The following is a 16,447-nucleotide window of genomic DNA, read 5'->3' on the forward strand; positions in this document are numbered from 1 at the left end:
TAAGAAAATCAGGTGTAGAAAGCTTACCCGTGGCTTTTAACAACTTATCGTGTATCGCCGCGCTTTGGTTCGCTGGAGTAACGAAATCCACAGTTCTGGCCCCGTTCGCTAGCAGCCAGTCACGGACTTTGGCTTCTTTATCTACCGAAACAGAGTTAACCAAATCGCGAGGATCAGTCAGCAAACCCAAGCTCCTGATCTGATCTGCCGATAACACTTCACTAGCCTTCACCTCCTCCAAAGGAGAAGTGACGACCCTGAAAGCATCCCCTGGGATCCACCCCGGTGTTCCCAACTTTCGCCTAAGCTCAGCCTCCTTGCCCGAAATGCTGCGTGACTCATTAACAATTTTAGCCACTGTGAACTTATGGGCTGCTTTAACAGACTCCATGTGCTCCCGGTATTCACGATTAACACGCTCGCTAACTCTAGACCGCCGTTCCTGCACCGCCGCCGCGAAAGCATCCCGCTGAGCCTGCGACCCAGAAACCCCAGCCGTAGACTCCGCCCACAACTCCTCCAACTGCTGATTAATCACCGGTAAATCCGCCGGAGTCTGCACCTCGATCGCAAGACACGAGCAATTATCGTGATACGACCCACCCCGGGACCGCTGCAAAACCGTCTTCTCCGAGTACACATCACCGCGAGAGGCCAACATCAAACAGAAATTACACGCCCCGGGCTGAGGCACCCTAGCAAACCGGGTGCCCGCCGCACCTGTTGCCTCCGCAACTGTCTCACGAGCGGGCTGCAAAACCAGTCGGTTCAAAACCCCAGCCAACTTACGCTTCGCCAACTCCACATCAAGAACACCCTCCTTACGAGACGTGTTCAACGCCCACCCAAACGACGCCTCCGCCTGCTCAAAACCAGCCGGATCAGCCACCTCAGGATAATCAAGACGCGCCAGCACATCATCCAGCTGCCGCGACCGAAACAAATAATCCGCCGCAGCATACGCAGCCTGCTCACCATACTGCGACGCTACCGCATGCAACAGCTCCACAGCCTGCTTCTGCCGCTCCAAAACACCCAAACGATACGCCTGCTCCCACCACGCAACGAAATCACGCTGCGCCAGAATCCGAAGCATATCCAGCGACTGCTGATACTCCCGCTCCGCAACCAGATCCCTAGCCAAAACTCGCCCCTCTTTCCGGGCTAGCCTCAGCCCAAACCAGACTCACCCACCGGACGGTTAGCCCGCGCCAGACTAGCCACGTCCTCCGAAACCTGCGTAGCGCGAACCGCCTCCACCAGAGACGATGCCCGCTGCGCCGCCCGCAGCTCCGCAAACTCACGCTTCAACGTCTCCCGCTGCTGCGTAGACAGCCCGATCATGTCCCACACAACCTCGGAACCTGGTGGGGCGATACCCGCCTGAACCAGCTTCACAGCCGCATCCACACTGGACGCCAAAGTGGGAGTAGAAGGATCACGCCACAGCGGAACCACCGACGCAACAAACGACGACTCCGGAACCGCCCGCTTACCTATCGCATGGCAGAGATACGCTACATCGCGCTGCAAAACACGACCAAACGCCTTCTGCCTATCCTCAGCACGCTTCACCAAACGCGCCTCAGACGCCCGAATAGCATCCGCAGACGGCGGATTATCATGCGTGAAACCCAAATACGTCGCAGGAACCCCCGACTGAGCCGACACCAGCTGCGCAACCATACGCAACTCCTCGATATACGGCGTAGGCGGCGCAGCCGTAAACTGCCCCACCTTCGGCTCAGGAGGACCAGACGGCCCCCATTCACCAGGATCCTCAGGCTCAATAACCAAAGCCTTCGTCATCGCCGCCCTCATACCCTGCTGGCGCTGCACATCCGCAGGAGCCTCAGGGTCGATACCCACCTGATCGAGAAGAACATTAATCATGTACTTCTGCGGAGTGGTATAAATCTCGCGGTTATACTCCATGCCCAAAATAGTGCGCATACCATGCTGCGTGTAATACCGAATCGTAGACGTGATCTCCGACCTGCCTAAATACTCCCCAGCCCGAAGCTGGTTAGGAAACGCAACGAGGTTACACCGATCATGATCATGTGACACCCACCGGCGCTCCTCAGCACCATTAAGCTCCTCAACAAACCACGTACCCGAAGGCAAATACAGCCGACGAAGCAGCGCACCGGACTCCAGCGTCTGCTCCGAATACGCAGCACGAACCCGATTACGGCGCCCATCCCACATAAAAGTGGCATCCTGCGAAGAAACTGCCGTAGCAATCACCGGGCCCGTAACAGCCTCCTCCGCCGCATCCTCCGCACTAGTGAAAGCCATAAAACCAACACCAGTGCAAAGCGCATCAAGCTTCACCCGGTTGAACTGATCCGCAAGATCCGAGCCTAACCATAAGCTCCGAAGAAAATCAGATTCACCGCTAGTAGTGGTCCAGCCTTCCCACTGAATACGCTCCGAAAGCGCATCAACGATGATCTCAGGCCACCCCATAACCGCCTCGATACCAACCATCGAATGTGGGATAGCAATACCAAGATTCTTAACGGCCTCCTTGCCGTCGTAAAACCGCCACTGGCGCTGATTCTTCGGCCTATGCAGCTGCAACTGCGACCGCAACTGGCCAAGAAGCCCGTTCTCGATGTCCTCGACCCGACTCATACCACAACCCCCCTTCGAGATCGACGGGACCTACCCGAGCGCCCGCCACCATTACTGTTTTTCCGGTACTTACCTGATTCCAACACCATGCGGCGCCCAACATTCGCAGCGATCATCGCCACGCATAGGTCCACCGAACGTAAAGAATCACGAGTTTTCTTACCAACCGTAGGCCCGAACTTATTCCACCGAGACTTCGCATTATTCACATGCGCCACCAAAGCTGGATCACCATCATGCCTAAACGGACCATTCAAACCCTCGTCCTCAATCAGTGCACGAATAACCTCCACCTCCTGACTGAATCTCCGGTTACGGTCCGCGCCACCCGGGGCAGACAACCGCATATCCCACAGCACAGCGTTACCCCTCGGCCCAGGCGTGGCAGGCACCCATAACCTACGGCCAAAATCCCGATGCCACGTACTGATCATGTCCGCCCAATACGCAGCCTCCGTCGAATCATCCGTAGCCGGTGACGGATCCACACCAAACCACCACACTCGGTACTGCGCAAACGCCTCACGAACCTCCGCATCAACCGCGTTCCGGTCGACCAAAAAGCCCTTACCCCGCTCGCCGCGGGGCCGAGACCACACGCCAAGAGTTTGGTTAAACCCATCCTCAATGCGGCACGCCATAAACCCTGTGGCGTCCTCCGACTTTGAGCAATCCAAGAACATGGCGATGTCGTCGCCGGGCTGAAGCTTCCTGCTTGGATCCGCAAGCGCAGCAAAAGATTGCGCCGACACATAAACGTCCTCGGATTCCGCGACACCATTCAAATAAAACCTGATCGCATCTGCTGCGGCCAGCTCCGGATCGACGATTTCACTGCTAAGCCGCTCGATATCAGCCCACCACGCATCCGAATACGCCTGACGGAGCGCCAAATCACGCTTCTTAGCATCGTAGAAATCCAACCGGGGGTCGGCCTCAATCGAATCATAAAGAATATCCCGGGTAAGACCCTTATACCTGCCCGACATTTGCTTCTGCCACGCCTCAAAAGTCCGCTCCCCCACCGAATCCGAGCCCTGCATATGGGCGTTCGTCAGCTCCAAAACCCGAGCCTGCACCGACCGCTTAGACTTACCGACATTCCGGCGAACCACAGCTGCCACACGAGTCCCTCCCGACGAATCCGTCATATGGTGAGTTTCATTCAAAACCGCAAAAGTGGCCGGATCGCCCTCAGCTGACGACTCCGAAGCCGTCAAAACCTCCATACGGGCGGGCGAATCCTTCACCATCGTCGCCGTCTGACCCTTATCAAGCCTGTAATACGCCACTGCCTCCGCACCGAGCTGCGAATTTGCCACACGCAAAAGGTCTTTAGACTGTGTCTCCGAGTTCGAGGCCGCCTGCACCAGCGGCATGTACCGTTGTCGCCCCGCCCAACGACCCAGCTCCTCATCAAAATACAGCTCACAAGGCCCAAGAAACTCACTATTCATCACCGCAGCGGCAAAAGGATCTTTACCCGTGCCCTTCGCCCCCCGGCGAACCCCACGGCGGTACAAAAACCTACCCGTATCCGGATTAAACGCATACCAAAGGATCAAAAACTTAGCCTGACCATCGGTGTAGCGCCACGGCTGACCCTCATCATTTAAAAGACCCGGCTCGTCGGTGCGCCACTCCGCCCAATCAATCAACCCAGGCCCCAAGGAGTTACGCAGAAGCGCCTTCCGCTTCTCCGGAGACGACGGCCACGGAAGCGTCACCCACTCACCCAGCGAGCCTCTCCGATACCCCGGAGGTAACTCCAGCTCCGAACGCGGGACCATCAAGTCAGATGAGGTTTGCAAATCGATCACCCGCCTCAATCACAACACCGCTGTCCGAGGTTTTTTTCACCTCCGAAACGTCCTCCGAAATCTCCCACTGCAGCCGCTTCATTGCCATCGGCGACAACCCCAGGCGATCCTCAAGCTGCCGCTGTTCGGCCAAGGCATTGGTAGGTACCTTCCCGCTGCTGAGGTTTTCTTGCACCAGGTTTGAAATTTGCAAATACCTAGCCACTAGAAGCTCGTCGCCGTTGCGCTCCCACATTACTGCTTGTGGTTTTCTCCATAGTGCCGTCCACCCCGCTGGGCTGCGCCCCTTCAGGGGCCATTTTGGGGCCCTGCCTTTGCGCCCTTCCGCTGGTAGCGTCACCCAGTCTGGGCGTGCGTTACGCCTGCGGGCGTTTTTCTTCGGCGGCGGCCCTGGCAATGAAACCACCTCCTAACCAAACACGATCCCGTGGAAAAGCTTAAGAAAACCCTTTAGTACCGAAACCCGTACAGACTGTCAGGCCCTATGCCCTCCGGCGCCGCCGAGGCTCGGGAGGGGGATACTCCCCCGGGTGGGGGTAGCTAATGTGAAGTGCTTCACATTCGATATTGGGCTTCATTTTCGATACCCGTCCCTAGGCCAATCCGAACGGCAACCGCGGCACCCGCCGAAGCGTCGCCGCTTTCCTCGCCCTCGCCCGAAGCGACTCCTCGTCGGTCTTCCGCTTATGGCACGGACCGCATAACCATTGGAGGTTTTCCAGGTTGTCGGCCCCGCCCTCGAAATGCGGTGTTATGTGATCCAGCTCCAGCCCCTCGCGCTGCCCGCAATCGGCGCACCCATTTGGGAGCTGCCGTCTGGCCTGTCGTTTTAAGGCTTTCCATTCTGGTGTCCTGCACCGAGGGTTGTTTTCGTCCCACATATGATGACCCCCTTGAAACGCCGAAAACCCCCAACCGGAGGGTTAGGGGTTTGTTGTGTAGATATACGTTGTCGTCGCGTCGATTATATCAACAGGCGTGACAGTGCTGTCAAATTTTTGCACTTTTGGGGGCGCTGCGGTCGGGTTTAAGCAGGTAGGACAGTACGTCGCTTAGCCTGTAGCGGACTTCTTCGCTTCCGCCTATCTGCATTGGTTTGGATGCTATGTGTCCTCTGTGCGCCCATTGGCGTAGCCGGTCGGCGCTGACGCGGTGACCTTTGCGTTCTAGCTTTATGCGTATCGTTCGGCTGCTGAGCCATGGCTCTGGCTGGTTAGCTAGCTCGCGTTCGTCACGGGGGTCGATACGGTTTGCTAGTCGGTGTGTCCAGTACGCTATGGTGTCCTCCACTGCTTGCGGCTCCGGGTGTGCGTATAGCCAGTGTTGGTGTTCGACTAGCCACCGGACCCAGGCTGATAGGGGTTTGCCTACTAGGTGGACGTAGCTTTGTTCGTTTGCGCTGTGGATTTGGGTGACTACATCGCGTATCTCATCTTCGAGTTCTAGCCTGAGGTCGATGTCGGAGGCGGGTACTGGTGCGGTAGGCCCCGGGGGTCCTGGGTTGCGCCCACCTCCGGGTAGCCGTGGGAGGGTTAGCATGTGCTCTAGTTCGATGACGAGCCACAGTAGGTTTGTGAGATTGTTGTTGAGGTTGCTCACTGGTCGGCTTCCTGAATGGTGTTGATGGTGTCGGCTAGGTTTCTCATGCGTGTGTCGCTGTACCCGGTCCATGTGTGGGGTTCACCATGGATGGTGGCCTCGACGAGGGGGAGTTCGGCGGCTTTGATGTCCGCCATGAGTTGTATTTTGCTGGGGTGTTCGTGGATGTTTTCCTCGATGATGGTGAATCCGAGGCGGGTTAGTCCGCGTTTGGTGTAGCGGCATTTCATGCATCCTGGTGCGCTGTAGATGATTGCGGTGAGCGGGTTGCTGGTCATTGGTTTTCCTTTCGTAGCTGTGCTGCGACGGCGGTGATGAGGCCGTCTTGTGTTGCGTGTTTTTGGCTTAGTGCTTTGTGTACGTCTTCGTCGATTGTGTCTTTCGCCTGGATGTGGATGATGCTGACTGGCTCGGTTTGCCCCTGTCGGAATAGGCGGGCGTTGGCTTGTTCGTAGAGTTCTAGGCTCCAGGGTGTTGTGAACCAGACCATGATGTGGCCGCCGGTTTGGAGGTTGAGGCCGTGTCCTGCTGATGCTGGGTGTATGAGTGCTAGGGGTATTTCTCCGCGGTTCCATTTGTGGAAGTCTTCGGCGGTGTCGAGGTGTGTTGCTTGGGGGAAGCGTTTCAGGATGCGTTCTGCTTCGTGTTTGAACCAGTAGGCGCATAGGACGGTTTGGCCGTTGGCGGCTTCGATGATGTCTTCTAGTGCGTCGAGTTTTTTGTCGTGTATCTCGGTGTGTCCGTCCTTGGTGTAGATGGCGCCTGATGCGAGTTGTTGGAGTTTTCCGGAGAGGGCTGCGGCGTTGGCTGCGTCGATGGTCTCGTCTCCTAGTTCTAGGACGAGTTCGCGTTTAAACCGGTTGTAGGTTTTGGTTTGTGTTGGTGTGAGGTGTACTACGTGGTTGGTGTGCGTGCATTGTGGTAGTTGGAGGTAGTCGGTGGTTTTCATGCTGAGGGTGATGTCGGCGATTTGGTTGTAGATTTGTTGTTCTGCTCCTGGTTTGAGTGTGTAGGAGAAGATTTGCATGCCGTTGCGTTTGTCTGGGTTGAAGTATTGGTTGCGGTAGTGGGTTATGTATCTGCCGAGTCGTTTGCCTCCGTCGAGTAGTCGGAATTGGGCCCATAGGTCCATGAGTCCGTTGGGGCTGGGTGTTCCGGTTAGGCCGATGATGCGTTTGATGTGGGGCCGCATTTTTTGGAGTGCTTTGGATCGTCTGGCTTGGTGGTTTTTGAAGCTGGAGAGTTCGTCGATGATGACCATGTCGAAGGGCCACTCATGCTGGTAGTGGTCTACTAGCCAGGGGATGCTTTCTCGGTTGATGACGTAGATGTCGGCTTCGGTGGCGAGTGCTTCGAGTCGTTTTTGGGGGCTTCCCACGATGACGCTCATGCGGAGGTTCCCTAGGTGGTCCCATTTTTTGAGTTCTGCGGGCCAGGTGTCTCTAGCTACTCGCAGGGGGGCTATGATGAGGGCTTTTCGTATGTCGAAGTGGTCGTAGATGAGGTTGTTGATGGCGGTGAGGGTGATGATGGTTTTGCCTAAGCCCATGCCTAAAAACACTGCACATTCTGGGGTTTGTTCAATGAAGTTTGTGGCTTTTTGCTGGTAGTTGTGTGGTTTGTATTTCATGTAGCACTCCGGGGATGTGGTTGGGGTGGTCGATGATGTGGACGGGCACTCCGAGGTTTTCTATTTGCTGTTTGCGTACGTGTTGGATTGGTCTGGGTTTTTTGCCGGGTGCTTTGAGTTCGGCGAAGGCGATGTGCCCTTCGGGGAGGAGTATGAGTCGGTCTGGCACTCCAGCGAGGCCGGGGCTTGTGAATTTCAGGCATAGGCCGCCCAGGTTTTTGACGGCTCGTGTGAGTGCTTGTTCTACGTGTTTTTCGTTCACGGGTGACAACTTCTTTCGTTTTTCTATACGCGCGCGGAGTTCTGCGTATACGCGCAGATACGTTCAGGTTTTTGTTTGCTCATTAGAATTAGTTGTCAACTTGTCACCCGTTGCGGGTTTTTGCGCCTACACCTGGGGTTTTATTGGGTGACAACTAGGGTGACAACTTTTTCTTGTCACCTGGATTTTGGTGACAACTTTTAGCGTTTTGAAGTTGTCACCCAGAGGTTGTCACCCGTTTCAGAATGGTGGTTGATCCTCGAATTCATCGCATCGCTTATACGCTCGCTGCTGCCCGTATAATTTGGTTTTTTGCCTGATTCCTTGTTTTTCCCAGCCGGGCATTTTTTGCATGATGGCCGCTATCGCGTAGGAGTCGGCTGGTCGTAGCCTGGATGGGTCTTGACCCCAGCATTCCGCCCATATCTCCGGGTTTGTGACGGTTTCGCGGCGTACGAGTGCCCCGGTGTAGTCGTCGACGTGTCCGAAGTCGTCCATAGTTTGGAACCACTGTCGGCGCTGGGTCAGGGTGAGGTTTTCCCAGTTATCAGCGAGGGGGATGTCGAGCCAGGCTTCTACTAGCCCAGCGCGGTCGTCGGTTTCGATGGCGGATTCTTGTTGGCGGGTGGCTATGTGGGCTAGTGTTCCGGTGAGGTAGAGGGGTTCTCCTTTCTGGTAGTAGTGTTGGGCTTCTGCCCAGATTTGGTCTACTTCGGCGTCGGTCATGGACCAGGCTTTTTTGGTGGCGTGGGTGGTGACTGTGACGGGCCAGAAGCGGCGGTTTCCGGTGTTGTCGCGGAGGAAGCCGTTTTCGGCGTTGGTGGATCCTACGATGATGCATTGGCGTGGGTGGGATTCGACGACGGTGCCGTAGGCGGCGCGGTATTTGTCGTCGGTGCGGGAGAGGAATCCTTTGACGGTTTCGACTTCCATTTTTCGCATTCCGGCGAGTTCGCCGAGTTCGAGGATCCAGTAGCCTTGGAGTTTTTCGGCGCCGGTTTTGTCTTTCATGTCGAGCAGTGTGAGGGCGTCGGAGAACCATTTGCCGGCTAGCCGTGCGAAGATCGTGGATTTGCCCACGCCTTGGGGGCCGTTGAGGATGAGCACTTGGTCGAATTTGATTCCGGGGGTGCGTACCCTAGCTACTGCTGCGACGAGTGTTTTTCTGGTGACAGCCCGTACGTATTCAGTGTCGTCTGCGCCGAGGTAGTCGACGAACAGGCGGTCCACCCGTGTCACACCATCCCAGGCGGGTAGCCCGTCGAGATAGTCGCGGACGGGGTGGAAGGAGCGCTGTGCTGATACGGCTGCAAGCGCGTCTTTGGTTTTGCCGACGTGGTAGAGGCCCCAGCGTTTTTGTAGGAGTACGCGTAGGTGGGCGTTGTCGGTGTCGGACCAGCTGGGTTTTGTTTGTGCCCAGGGGGTTGGTTTGCCTGGGTGGATGTCTACCCCTCCGGTGAGTTCGTTCAGGGCGATGCCTTGGAGGGTGGCCTCATGGGTGAGGATTGTGACGTAGTTGGATAAAACATCGATGACTTTTCCGTTCTTGTTGAGTTCTAGTAGTGATTCCCATTCGCCTGCTTCGGTGGGTGTGTCCGCGTCTAGGCCGTCGAACTCTTGTTGTGCTTGTTGGATGCGTTCGGCGGCGAGTACTTGTTTCACCACGGGGTGGTTTGTGGCTAGCCGTACCATGGATTGGTAGGAGGGTTTGGCTGCTGGTGGGGTGGTGGGGTTTGTGTCGTCGTCTTCGCCGCCATATAGGTGGATGCGGACGAGGTCGAAGGCGTTGCAGAGTTGGCCGCCTGCGGGGTCGGTGCCGTGGTGGGAGTAGGAGAATTTTCCGTCGTAGGTTACGACGCCGTTGGCGGATTCGCCGGGTTTGTAGGTGTATCGGTCGGGGATGGTGGATGCGGCGTAGGTGTCGTCTAGGAATTCTGTGATGGCTTCGTGGATGGTGAAGGCGCGGCAGAATGCGCCGACGATGCCGGGTTTTTCTAGCGGGTCGGCTTGCCGGTCGGCGGTGTGTTTGATGATGTTTGCTTGTCGGCTGGATACGGGCCAGGTGGTGACGTCCCGCCAGTCGTCGAACCGGTTGAGGGTTTTGTCTGGGTCGAGCCAGGTGCCGTGGTTTTCTTGGTAGAGGTATTCGCCGTCGATACATTTGGAGGGCCAGTACATGAGCCGGTGGGCTTGGTAGGTGGTGTCGTCGAAAAAATCGATTCCGACGTCTTGGGCGATGCGGCGTCCGATGGCCTCGTATTCGTCGGCGGTGACGTCGCGCGTGAGTGGGAGTATGAGCCGTAGTCGGGGGTTGGCTGGTGTGTGGGAATGGGTGCTGTAGGCGACCCATTCGCAGGTGAGGGTGTCGGGTAGTGTGGTGAGGAGGTTGTGGGGTGGGTCGTCGATGTCGAGGCATAGGATGCTTCGGGAGAGTACTGCGTCTTTTTTGCGGCGTCCGTGTTGGAGGTGGCCTCCGACGAATCCTCCGTGGTCTTTGAGGTCTGCTTGTTGGGCTTTGGGGAGGGCGTGGTATTTTTCTACCGTGGTTTGGCTGATGCTGGGGGTTTGGAGTCGTTGTTTGAGGTGTGGCCAGGTTGTGAGGGTGTTTTCCCAGCGGCGTGCGAGCCGAGTGGGGGCTGTGGCTAGTTTGATTTCTCGGCTCGTGATGGTCATTAGGGTTTTCTCCTTTTTGTTCTTGGTTTTTGTTTGGTTATTGGTAGTATTTGCGGGCTTCCCGCATGGGTATGAAACCCGGGTCTTTTCGTATGCCTATCGGTGCCGTGTGGGGCTTGCGGTGATTGCTCTGTAGTGGGAAGTCGTCGAGGGTGAGTCCTTGTGCGCGGTGTTCGCGTACGTGGTTGTAGCAGCATTTGCACAATCCGCGGGCTTCGTGGCGTTGGTTTTCATTTTTGTGTTGGTTGAATGTTTAAGCGCCCCTAGAACCAGGTGGTTGGGGCGCTTCGAATGGTGGGGTTGTTGGTTATCCTCGGAGTAGTAGCAGTGCCATGGAGATGTTGGTTGTGCGTATCGCGATGTCGATTTCGGGTAGGTCTTCCCGGTCTTCTCGGTCTTGTAGCCGGTTGATTGCGCGTTCGAGGGCTTGGAGTTCTTCGCTGCAGTTTTCGGATACTGTTTTGATGAACTTTTTTTTGACGTCGCTGAGGCTTTCGCCCATGTCTAGTGCGTGTTTGAAGAAGAATGCGAGGAATGTGAAGGCGGCTTCAGGCATGGCTAGGGACCTCGGCTTCGGGTAGGTAGATGATGGTGTAGGTTGCGCCGTGAGATAGTTGGCGCCCGAGGCGCACCCACGATGTCTGCTTGGTGTCTACCGGGTGTCCGGCGCAAATGTATTCGGTGCCGAGCCGGTCGCGTACAACGGTTCCGGCGGGGGCTTTGAGTAGTTGCAGGCCGTTGTAGCCTGCACCTAGGTGGAAGCCGGGGGTCTCGGCTGAACGTAGTTGTTCTTTAAGGTCGGCTATTTCTTGCTGTTTCTCAGCTATCTTTTTCTTGATGATGTCGATGTTGGCCACGAGGCTTCCTTTCTAGGTTGTGGTGCTGGATGATTGCGCCGCTGATGCAGGCGATGCCGATGGTTAGTAGTTGTGACGGGGTGAGGTTTTCGAATATTGGTTCTGGGTATTCGTCGGTTTCCCATTGGCGGTTATATATTTCGCTGTGGGTGTCTCCGAGTCCGAGGATGACGATTTTCTCGCCCCGGTTGAGTTTCGGCCCGGATGGATCTTTCGGCAGGTGGGTGTCGATGCGGTTAGGTGTGCTTAAGAAATACTCGACTAGGTATTCGGGGTTGGTGAGGAGTTGTAGGAACGTGTCCCTTTCGTCTGCCCCGGGGTCAACTATGTGTCCTTTGGTGGCGTTGTCGGGGTCGTAGCCTACGGCTTTTTGTGAGTATTCGTAGAGTCGTTGGAGCAGTTCGGTGTCTGTGATGGTGTAGTTGCTCATGGTTGTTCCCCGCTTTTTACCCAGGTGTGGGCGAAGTGTAGGGCTTCGGTGTGTGATTTCATTTGCAGTGCCCCAACCGTGTCAGTTTTCTTCACTTCTGGGTAGTGCTGGAGGAACCGAACTATCCAGTCTTTGGTTAGGCAGCCTTGGTATATTCTGGCTTTTCGTATGATTTTCATGGTTTTCTACCTTTCCTAGACCCTGCAGGTCTTTCTAGTCTTTCTTGTAGTAGTCGCACTCATACCCGTCAGCATCCAGCGGAAGATCTCTTGGTACCTTGCTAATCCACTCCGGTTTGGATGTCATCAACCGGCACACGGTCTCAACTTGAGTACTCGTGGGGGCTTCTACGACGATTTCGTCATGCACATGCATAACCGTCCGAAGGTTCGCGTCGGCGACAACTGTCAACGCGTGCGCCAGTAGATCCCTAGCCACCGCCTGTGTAATGTTCTCCACCAGCTTTCCGCCGTAGGTTTCAATGCGGGTGTAGCGCCGGTTGATGTCGAAACCCATGCACGTGATGGAGGGTTTACCGAACCGGTTGGTGACCATCTGGGGCTGCGGGTACACGAGGTTCCTACCGCTGGGCAAAGTAATAAGCAGTTGGTCTTCCACAACCTGGAGCGTAAGGCCGTTATCGGGTAGGGGTATGGGAAGCCCGGGGGTTGATATGGCCGCTTTGGCTGCGGTTTCCACCTGGTACCAGAAATTCACGATGTTGGGGTTAGCAGACCGCCACGATTCCACGAGGGGCTTAAGTTCGGCTTCGGGGATACCCATACGCAGCGCACCCATCGCTTCGAGCGCCCCAGCACCACCCTGGTAGCCGCAGGCCAAAACTGCCACTTTGCCTTTTTGCCGTAGTTCGGCGTTGGGCCCGTGTTTGTCCACGGGCACACCGAACATGCGGGACGCAGTCGCACAGTACAAGTCTTTGCCGTCCTGGAACGCCTGTAAAGTATGCTCCTCCCCCGCCAGCCAGGCGAGTACCCGCGCTTCGATGGCGGAATAGTCAGCAACAATGAAGCGCATCCCATCGGCGGGTATGAACGCCGTCCTAATCAACTGAGACAACGTATCCGGAATGCTCCCATACAGCATGCCCATAAGATCCGCATCACCCATGAGGGCGGTTTGCCGAGCATCGTCGAGGTCTTCCAGATAGTTACGCGGAAGGTTCTGCACCTGGATTTGTCTGCCAGCCCACCGGCCCGTACGCCCCGCACCGTAGAACTGCAGCAACCCGTGGGCGCGCCCGTCGGGGCACACGCCGTTGAGCATCGCTTGGTACTTTTTCACGCTCGACCGGGATAGCTCTTGTCGTAGCTCCAGGACGCGCTTCACCGTGCCAGTGGTGTGCTGAAGTTCTTGTTCGACGCTGTTTTTCGTCAGGTCTGTAAGCGCCACGCCGTTGTCCCTGAACCAGGCGAGTGCCTGGATGGGGCTGTTCGGATTCTCCAGGCCGGTCAGTTCCCGGGCTTCGTCTAGGCATTCTTCTTTATGCACATGGTCGATGTGGATCGCGGCCTCGGCTAGGGTGGTGTCGACCCGCACACCACGGTCGTTGATATGCTGGTCTACCTCGTATTGGTGCCACACCCAGTCGGGCAGGGCACCTAGATGGGTGAGGTGTTGCCGTAGCTGGTTTTCCACGACGACGTCTTGGATGTTGTATTTTTTGAATTCTTCCCACTCTTGCGGGTGGTTAGTGGGCTTGCGCCGTTGCGCGCTTTCTATGGCGAAAAGCCCGGTTTGCTGTTCCCATGGTTGTTTTTTGTTGGTTGGTTCGCAGAACATCTTGATGAGGTTTTTACCCGTGTCGAGTTTTTGGGCGTCCAGGTCGAGTGCTTTGGCCGCGTCTTTGAGGTTGGCTGGTAGTCCCATTGCGCTGGACCATACGGCGGAGCAGCGCCACCCTTTTGGTGACAGGTCGAAGTCCAGGCCGTGGTGGTCTCGTAGGTGGCGGGATATGCATACTCGTTCGAATTGGGCGTTGAATGCCCACTTGTGCACCATCGGGGAGGTTAACGCCCCGAGGATGTCTTGGGGGATTTTCTCACCTGATGCCACGTCGATGAGGGTGACGGGGCCGTTGTCGATGCTGTAGGCGAACAGCAACAGTGTAAAGTCTGGGTCGGCGGCGTATTTGTACACTCCGTGTGTGATTGGGGTTCCGCTGAAGGTTTCGATGTCTATAGCTAGTTCCATGGTGGTTTCCCTTTTTCCGAGCACATCAGCCCCAACAGGCCTGGCACCTGTTGGGGCTGATGTGCTTAACCGGGGTTCGGTTTAAGAGAGCATCCCGCCGAGAGAGTTACCGAACCCATCCGTAGCGACCATGCTCGGCGCGGCCTGAATGTATTCAGCGAACTCATCCTCAGCGCGCACACCCGCGCCGCCGAGGTTCTCACCGTCGCGGGTTTTCATGATGTTCCCCAAACCTGCGGCCACACCCCGGTTACCGTTGACGTTGAAAGCGTAGAACTGCAGGCTTACGCGCCCGTAGCATCCGGAGTAGAACTCATTGCGGTCAATGATGGGGGTACCGTCGGGGCTGAGGATCTGTGGCTTATAGTCCGCATTAGCGTTTGCGTTGATGAAGTAGTGCCCGGCGTATACTTCGTCTTCTCGTTCCAGGTCGCCGTCCCGCAGGGGGAGCTTCAGCGAGCCTATTGGTGGGATTTTGCCGTTGAATTTGGCCTTGCCTTCTTCCAGTGCTTCCTTGATCTTCTGCTCGATCAGGGCGAGGGTGCGGGTAGCTGTCTTCGGGATCAGGATCGAGCAGGAGTACTTTTCCTTCTTGGAGCCGTTGATCGAACGGGGCTCCCACACGTTAGCGTAGGAGAAACGAACCTCATCAGGGGTTACAAGTTTGACAGACATGGATGTACCTTTCTAGTTGAGAAATTCTGCGAATTCTTCCGCAGCTGTAGGGATATGGAGCGGTGGCCTCGGGTCGCTAGCCTCCACCAGGGCGGGCTTACCTGCTGGTTTATGCACCAGATCACCGAGAAGATCTTCGAACTGCTTCTTGCCGAGCTTCTTCTGCATCGCCGTGATGGTGAGGAGCTTCTTTTGGAAAACGTCGGTGAACCCGGCCTCTTCGCAGGCGCTGATGACTGCCTGCTCGTCGGTGTACTTTCGTATGCTTCGCCCCTCGACCACTTTGAAGCCCGGCCAGTTGTGGCCCTGCATGGCTTTTTCCGTCGCGTAGTTGAGAAGCGCTTCGGCGTAGCGTTTCAGATCGGGGATGATCTTCAGCGCGTCGGCTATTTCCTCATCGGTGAGCTCCGGAGGGTCTTTGAACTCCAGCTTTGCTAGCTTTAGGGTGTTTTCCGCCCTAGCCCGGCAGGTGGTTCGGATTTTGCAGAAGGTGCACCACTCGCCTGCTTTGAATTCCCCGTCGCCGTTTACGGCTAGTTGGGCTTGGGGTACGAGGGTTTCCTGCGCCCAGGTGTTGAGCTGCTCCACGGTTTGTTCGAAAACCGATATGTTTTCCCGGCGCGGCTGGAATATGACCATTTTGACGCGTTCGACGTCGTAGAGCATGCCGAGGTCGTTGAGTGCCCCTAGGGCGTATATTTTCAGCTGGGGGTTTTCCCACGCGTCGACGAGTACGCCTTTCCCGTATTTCAGGTCGATGAGGGTGAGGGTTCCGTCGGCGATGATGATGCAGTCGGCGGTTCCGAACCCGTCGGGTACGAGGTGGGAGAAGTTGACTTTGTGTTCCAAGATTATTTCAGCGTCCTTGCTGAGTTTCTGGGCTTCTTTGTATGCCTCTAGGACGTAGGTGACGTAGTCGTCGGTGTGTTGGTCCATTTCCGCACTGTCGTATTCGGATTTTGGTTTCCGTGTGCGGGGTTTGAGGAGTTTGAGTTTCTTTTTGAGTTTGTGTTCGGCTAGTTCGTGGGCGGCGGTTCCTTCCTCTGCGGCGGTTGTTGTGGTGTCGGGTAGGTCGGCTTCGATGGTTGCCGAGGGGGTGCAGTTGAGCCATCGGTGTGATCCGGATGCGGATAGTACGGCGTGGTCTCGGTCTGCGTGGTGTGTTTCGGTCATTGGATGATCCCGTCTGCTAGTGCCATGACTTCTGGGTAGCGTTCTGGTGGGATGTCGGATAGTTTGCTGACGTCTAGGTTGGTGAGCATGTTTTTCACCGCGTCGGCGTGGCCGTGTTTGGCTATGTCGACGAGTCGGGTTCTTACGTCCTCGAAGGTCAGCTCTGGTGCTGTGGGTGTGGGTTCCGGCGTTGGTTTTTCGGCTTCGGCCGGCACGTCGGCCGGCAGGGTTGTTTGTGCTGGTTGTGGTGTGTTTTCGATTTCGGCCGGCATGGTTGTTTGGGTGGGCTCGGGTTCTGGTGTCGCCACTGGTTCCGGTGCTGGTGGGGTGTTGTACTCCCCCAGGTTTCCGGACGCTTCCGCCCAGTCGAGGGCGACCGCTTCGATAGCCGACAACGCTTGGAACATTTGGCTCAGCCCGTTTTTCACCAGGGCTGCGGCATTGAGGAAATCTTGTATCTGCTTGGTGGGCGTCATG

General features: G+C 56.4%; 17 protein-coding genes. All 17 read right to left on the reverse strand.

Annotated features, from left to right (window positions below; translation table 11 throughout):
- On the reverse strand, nucleotides 1-1,144 hold a 1,144-nt coding region (locus tag Q4D85_RS11210), incomplete at its 3' end, for a hypothetical protein (RefSeq protein WP_303200472.1).
- A 26-nt stretch (nucleotides 1,145-1,170) separates the two neighbouring features.
- Complete coding sequence (locus Q4D85_RS11215) at nucleotides 1,171-2,640, reverse strand: phage portal protein (RefSeq protein WP_303200474.1); 1,470 nt, start codon at nucleotides 2,638-2,640, stop codon at nucleotides 1,171-1,173.
- Entirely contained in the window at nucleotides 2,637-4,367 is a 1,731-nt protein-coding gene (locus tag Q4D85_RS11220) for a terminase (RefSeq protein ID WP_303200477.1), read from the reverse strand. Before Q4D85_RS11220 ends, Q4D85_RS11215 begins: the two co-directional genes overlap by 4 nt.
- A 67-nt stretch (nucleotides 4,368-4,434) precedes the next feature.
- Nucleotides 4,435-4,695: a hypothetical protein gene (locus tag Q4D85_RS11225; protein ID WP_303200480.1), complete on the reverse strand. Its 261-nt coding sequence runs from the start codon at nucleotides 4,693-4,695 to the stop codon at nucleotides 4,435-4,437.
- A gap of 358 nt (nucleotides 4,696-5,053) precedes the next feature.
- Nucleotides 5,054-5,341: an HNH endonuclease gene (locus Q4D85_RS11230; protein WP_303200481.1), complete on the reverse strand. Its 288-nt coding sequence runs from the start codon at nucleotides 5,339-5,341 to the stop codon at nucleotides 5,054-5,056.
- Nucleotides 5,342-5,450: 109 nt separating this feature from the next.
- Nucleotides 5,451-6,059 carry a hypothetical protein gene (locus Q4D85_RS11235; RefSeq protein ID WP_303200483.1) on the reverse strand — a complete coding sequence of 203 codons (609 nt, stop codon included), beginning with the start codon at nucleotides 6,057-6,059 and terminating at the stop codon, nucleotides 5,451-5,453.
- On the reverse strand, nucleotides 6,056-6,337 hold the full coding sequence (locus Q4D85_RS11240; RefSeq protein WP_303200485.1) for a hypothetical protein: 282 nt from the start codon (nucleotides 6,335-6,337) through the stop codon (nucleotides 6,056-6,058). Before Q4D85_RS11240 ends, Q4D85_RS11235 begins: the two co-directional genes overlap by 4 nt.
- Nucleotides 6,334-7,689, reverse strand: coding sequence for a DEAD/DEAH box helicase (locus Q4D85_RS11245; protein ID WP_303200487.1), 1,356 nt, complete (start codon nucleotides 7,687-7,689; stop codon nucleotides 6,334-6,336). The genes Q4D85_RS11240 and Q4D85_RS11245 overlap by 4 nt, the downstream gene beginning before the upstream one ends.
- Nucleotides 7,640-7,951, reverse strand: a complete 312-nt coding sequence (locus Q4D85_RS11250) for a VRR-NUC domain-containing protein (protein WP_303200488.1) — start codon at nucleotides 7,949-7,951, stop codon at nucleotides 7,640-7,642. Before Q4D85_RS11250 ends, Q4D85_RS11245 begins: the two co-directional genes overlap by 50 nt.
- 240 nt (nucleotides 7,952-8,191) lie before the next feature.
- A complete protein-coding gene (locus Q4D85_RS11255; protein WP_303200490.1) occupies nucleotides 8,192-10,624 on the reverse strand; it encodes a virulence-associated E family protein in 2,433 nt (810 codons plus the stop codon).
- 307 nt (nucleotides 10,625-10,931) lie between these two features.
- Entirely contained in the window at nucleotides 10,932-11,180 is a 249-nt protein-coding gene (locus Q4D85_RS11260; protein ID WP_303200493.1) for a hypothetical protein, read from the reverse strand.
- Nucleotides 11,173-11,481, reverse strand: coding sequence for a hypothetical protein (locus Q4D85_RS11265; RefSeq protein WP_303200496.1), 309 nt, complete (start codon nucleotides 11,479-11,481; stop codon nucleotides 11,173-11,175). Before Q4D85_RS11265 ends, Q4D85_RS11260 begins: the two co-directional genes overlap by 8 nt.
- The gene (locus tag Q4D85_RS11270; RefSeq protein ID WP_303200498.1) at nucleotides 11,444-11,911 is read right to left on the reverse strand and encodes a hypothetical protein; all 468 of its coding nucleotides are present in this window, start codon (nucleotides 11,909-11,911) and stop codon (nucleotides 11,444-11,446) included. The genes Q4D85_RS11265 and Q4D85_RS11270 overlap by 38 nt, the downstream gene beginning before the upstream one ends.
- Before the next feature lie 213 nt (nucleotides 11,912-12,124).
- The gene (locus Q4D85_RS11275; RefSeq protein ID WP_303200499.1) at nucleotides 12,125-14,122 is read right to left on the reverse strand and encodes a DNA polymerase; all 1,998 of its coding nucleotides are present in this window, start codon (nucleotides 14,120-14,122) and stop codon (nucleotides 12,125-12,127) included.
- Nucleotides 14,123-14,203: 81 nt separating this feature from the next.
- On the reverse strand, nucleotides 14,204-14,797 hold the full coding sequence (locus Q4D85_RS11280; protein WP_303200501.1) for a DUF2815 family protein: 594 nt from the start codon (nucleotides 14,795-14,797) through the stop codon (nucleotides 14,204-14,206).
- A 12-nt stretch (nucleotides 14,798-14,809) separates the two neighbouring features.
- Nucleotides 14,810-15,970 carry a DUF2800 domain-containing protein gene (locus Q4D85_RS11285; protein WP_303200503.1) on the reverse strand — a complete coding sequence of 387 codons (1,161 nt, stop codon included), beginning with the start codon at nucleotides 15,968-15,970 and terminating at the stop codon, nucleotides 14,810-14,812.
- The gene (locus Q4D85_RS11290; protein WP_303200506.1) at nucleotides 15,967-16,446 is read right to left on the reverse strand and encodes a hypothetical protein; all 480 of its coding nucleotides are present in this window, start codon (nucleotides 16,444-16,446) and stop codon (nucleotides 15,967-15,969) included. Before Q4D85_RS11290 ends, Q4D85_RS11285 begins: the two co-directional genes overlap by 4 nt.
- Nucleotide 16,447: the final 1 nt, after the last annotated feature.

It is taken from the genome of Corynebacterium sp. (genome assembly GCF_030532965.1).
Classification (GTDB): Bacteria; Actinomycetota; Actinomycetes; order Mycobacteriales; family Mycobacteriaceae; genus Corynebacterium.

Coding starts and splice junctions, on each gene's coding strand:
- Q4D85_RS11225 (WP_303200480.1), bottom strand. CDS start 4,695: ATGTGGGAGCGCAACGGCGACGAGCTTCTAGTGGCTAGGTATTTGCAA.
- Q4D85_RS11290 (WP_303200506.1), bottom strand. CDS start 16,446: ATGACGCCCACCAAGCAGATACAAGATTTCCTCAATGCCGCAGCCCTG.
- Q4D85_RS11255 (WP_303200490.1), bottom strand. CDS start 10,624: ATGACCATCACGAGCCGAGAAATCAAACTAGCCACAGCCCCCACTCGG.
- Q4D85_RS11270 (WP_303200498.1), bottom strand. CDS start 11,911: ATGAGCAACTACACCATCACAGACACCGAACTGCTCCAACGACTCTAC.
- Q4D85_RS11260 (WP_303200493.1), bottom strand. CDS start 11,180: ATGCCTGAAGCCGCCTTCACATTCCTCGCATTCTTCTTCAAACACGCA.
- Q4D85_RS11285 (WP_303200503.1), bottom strand. CDS start 15,970: ATGACCGAAACACACCACGCAGACCGAGACCACGCCGTACTATCCGCA.
- Q4D85_RS11280 (WP_303200501.1), bottom strand. CDS start 14,797: ATGTCTGTCAAACTTGTAACCCCTGATGAGGTTCGTTTCTCCTACGCT.
- Q4D85_RS11275 (WP_303200499.1), bottom strand. CDS start 14,122: ATGGAACTAGCTATAGACATCGAAACCTTCAGCGGAACCCCAATCACA.
- Q4D85_RS11240 (WP_303200485.1), bottom strand. CDS start 6,337: ATGACCAGCAACCCGCTCACCGCAATCATCTACAGCGCACCAGGATGC.
- Q4D85_RS11245 (WP_303200487.1), bottom strand. CDS start 7,689: ATGAAATACAAACCACACAACTACCAGCAAAAAGCCACAAACTTCATT.
- Q4D85_RS11215 (WP_303200474.1), bottom strand. CDS start 2,640: ATGAGTCGGGTCGAGGACATCGAGAACGGGCTTCTTGGCCAGTTGCGG.
- Q4D85_RS11230 (WP_303200481.1), bottom strand. CDS start 5,341: ATGTGGGACGAAAACAACCCTCGGTGCAGGACACCAGAATGGAAAGCC.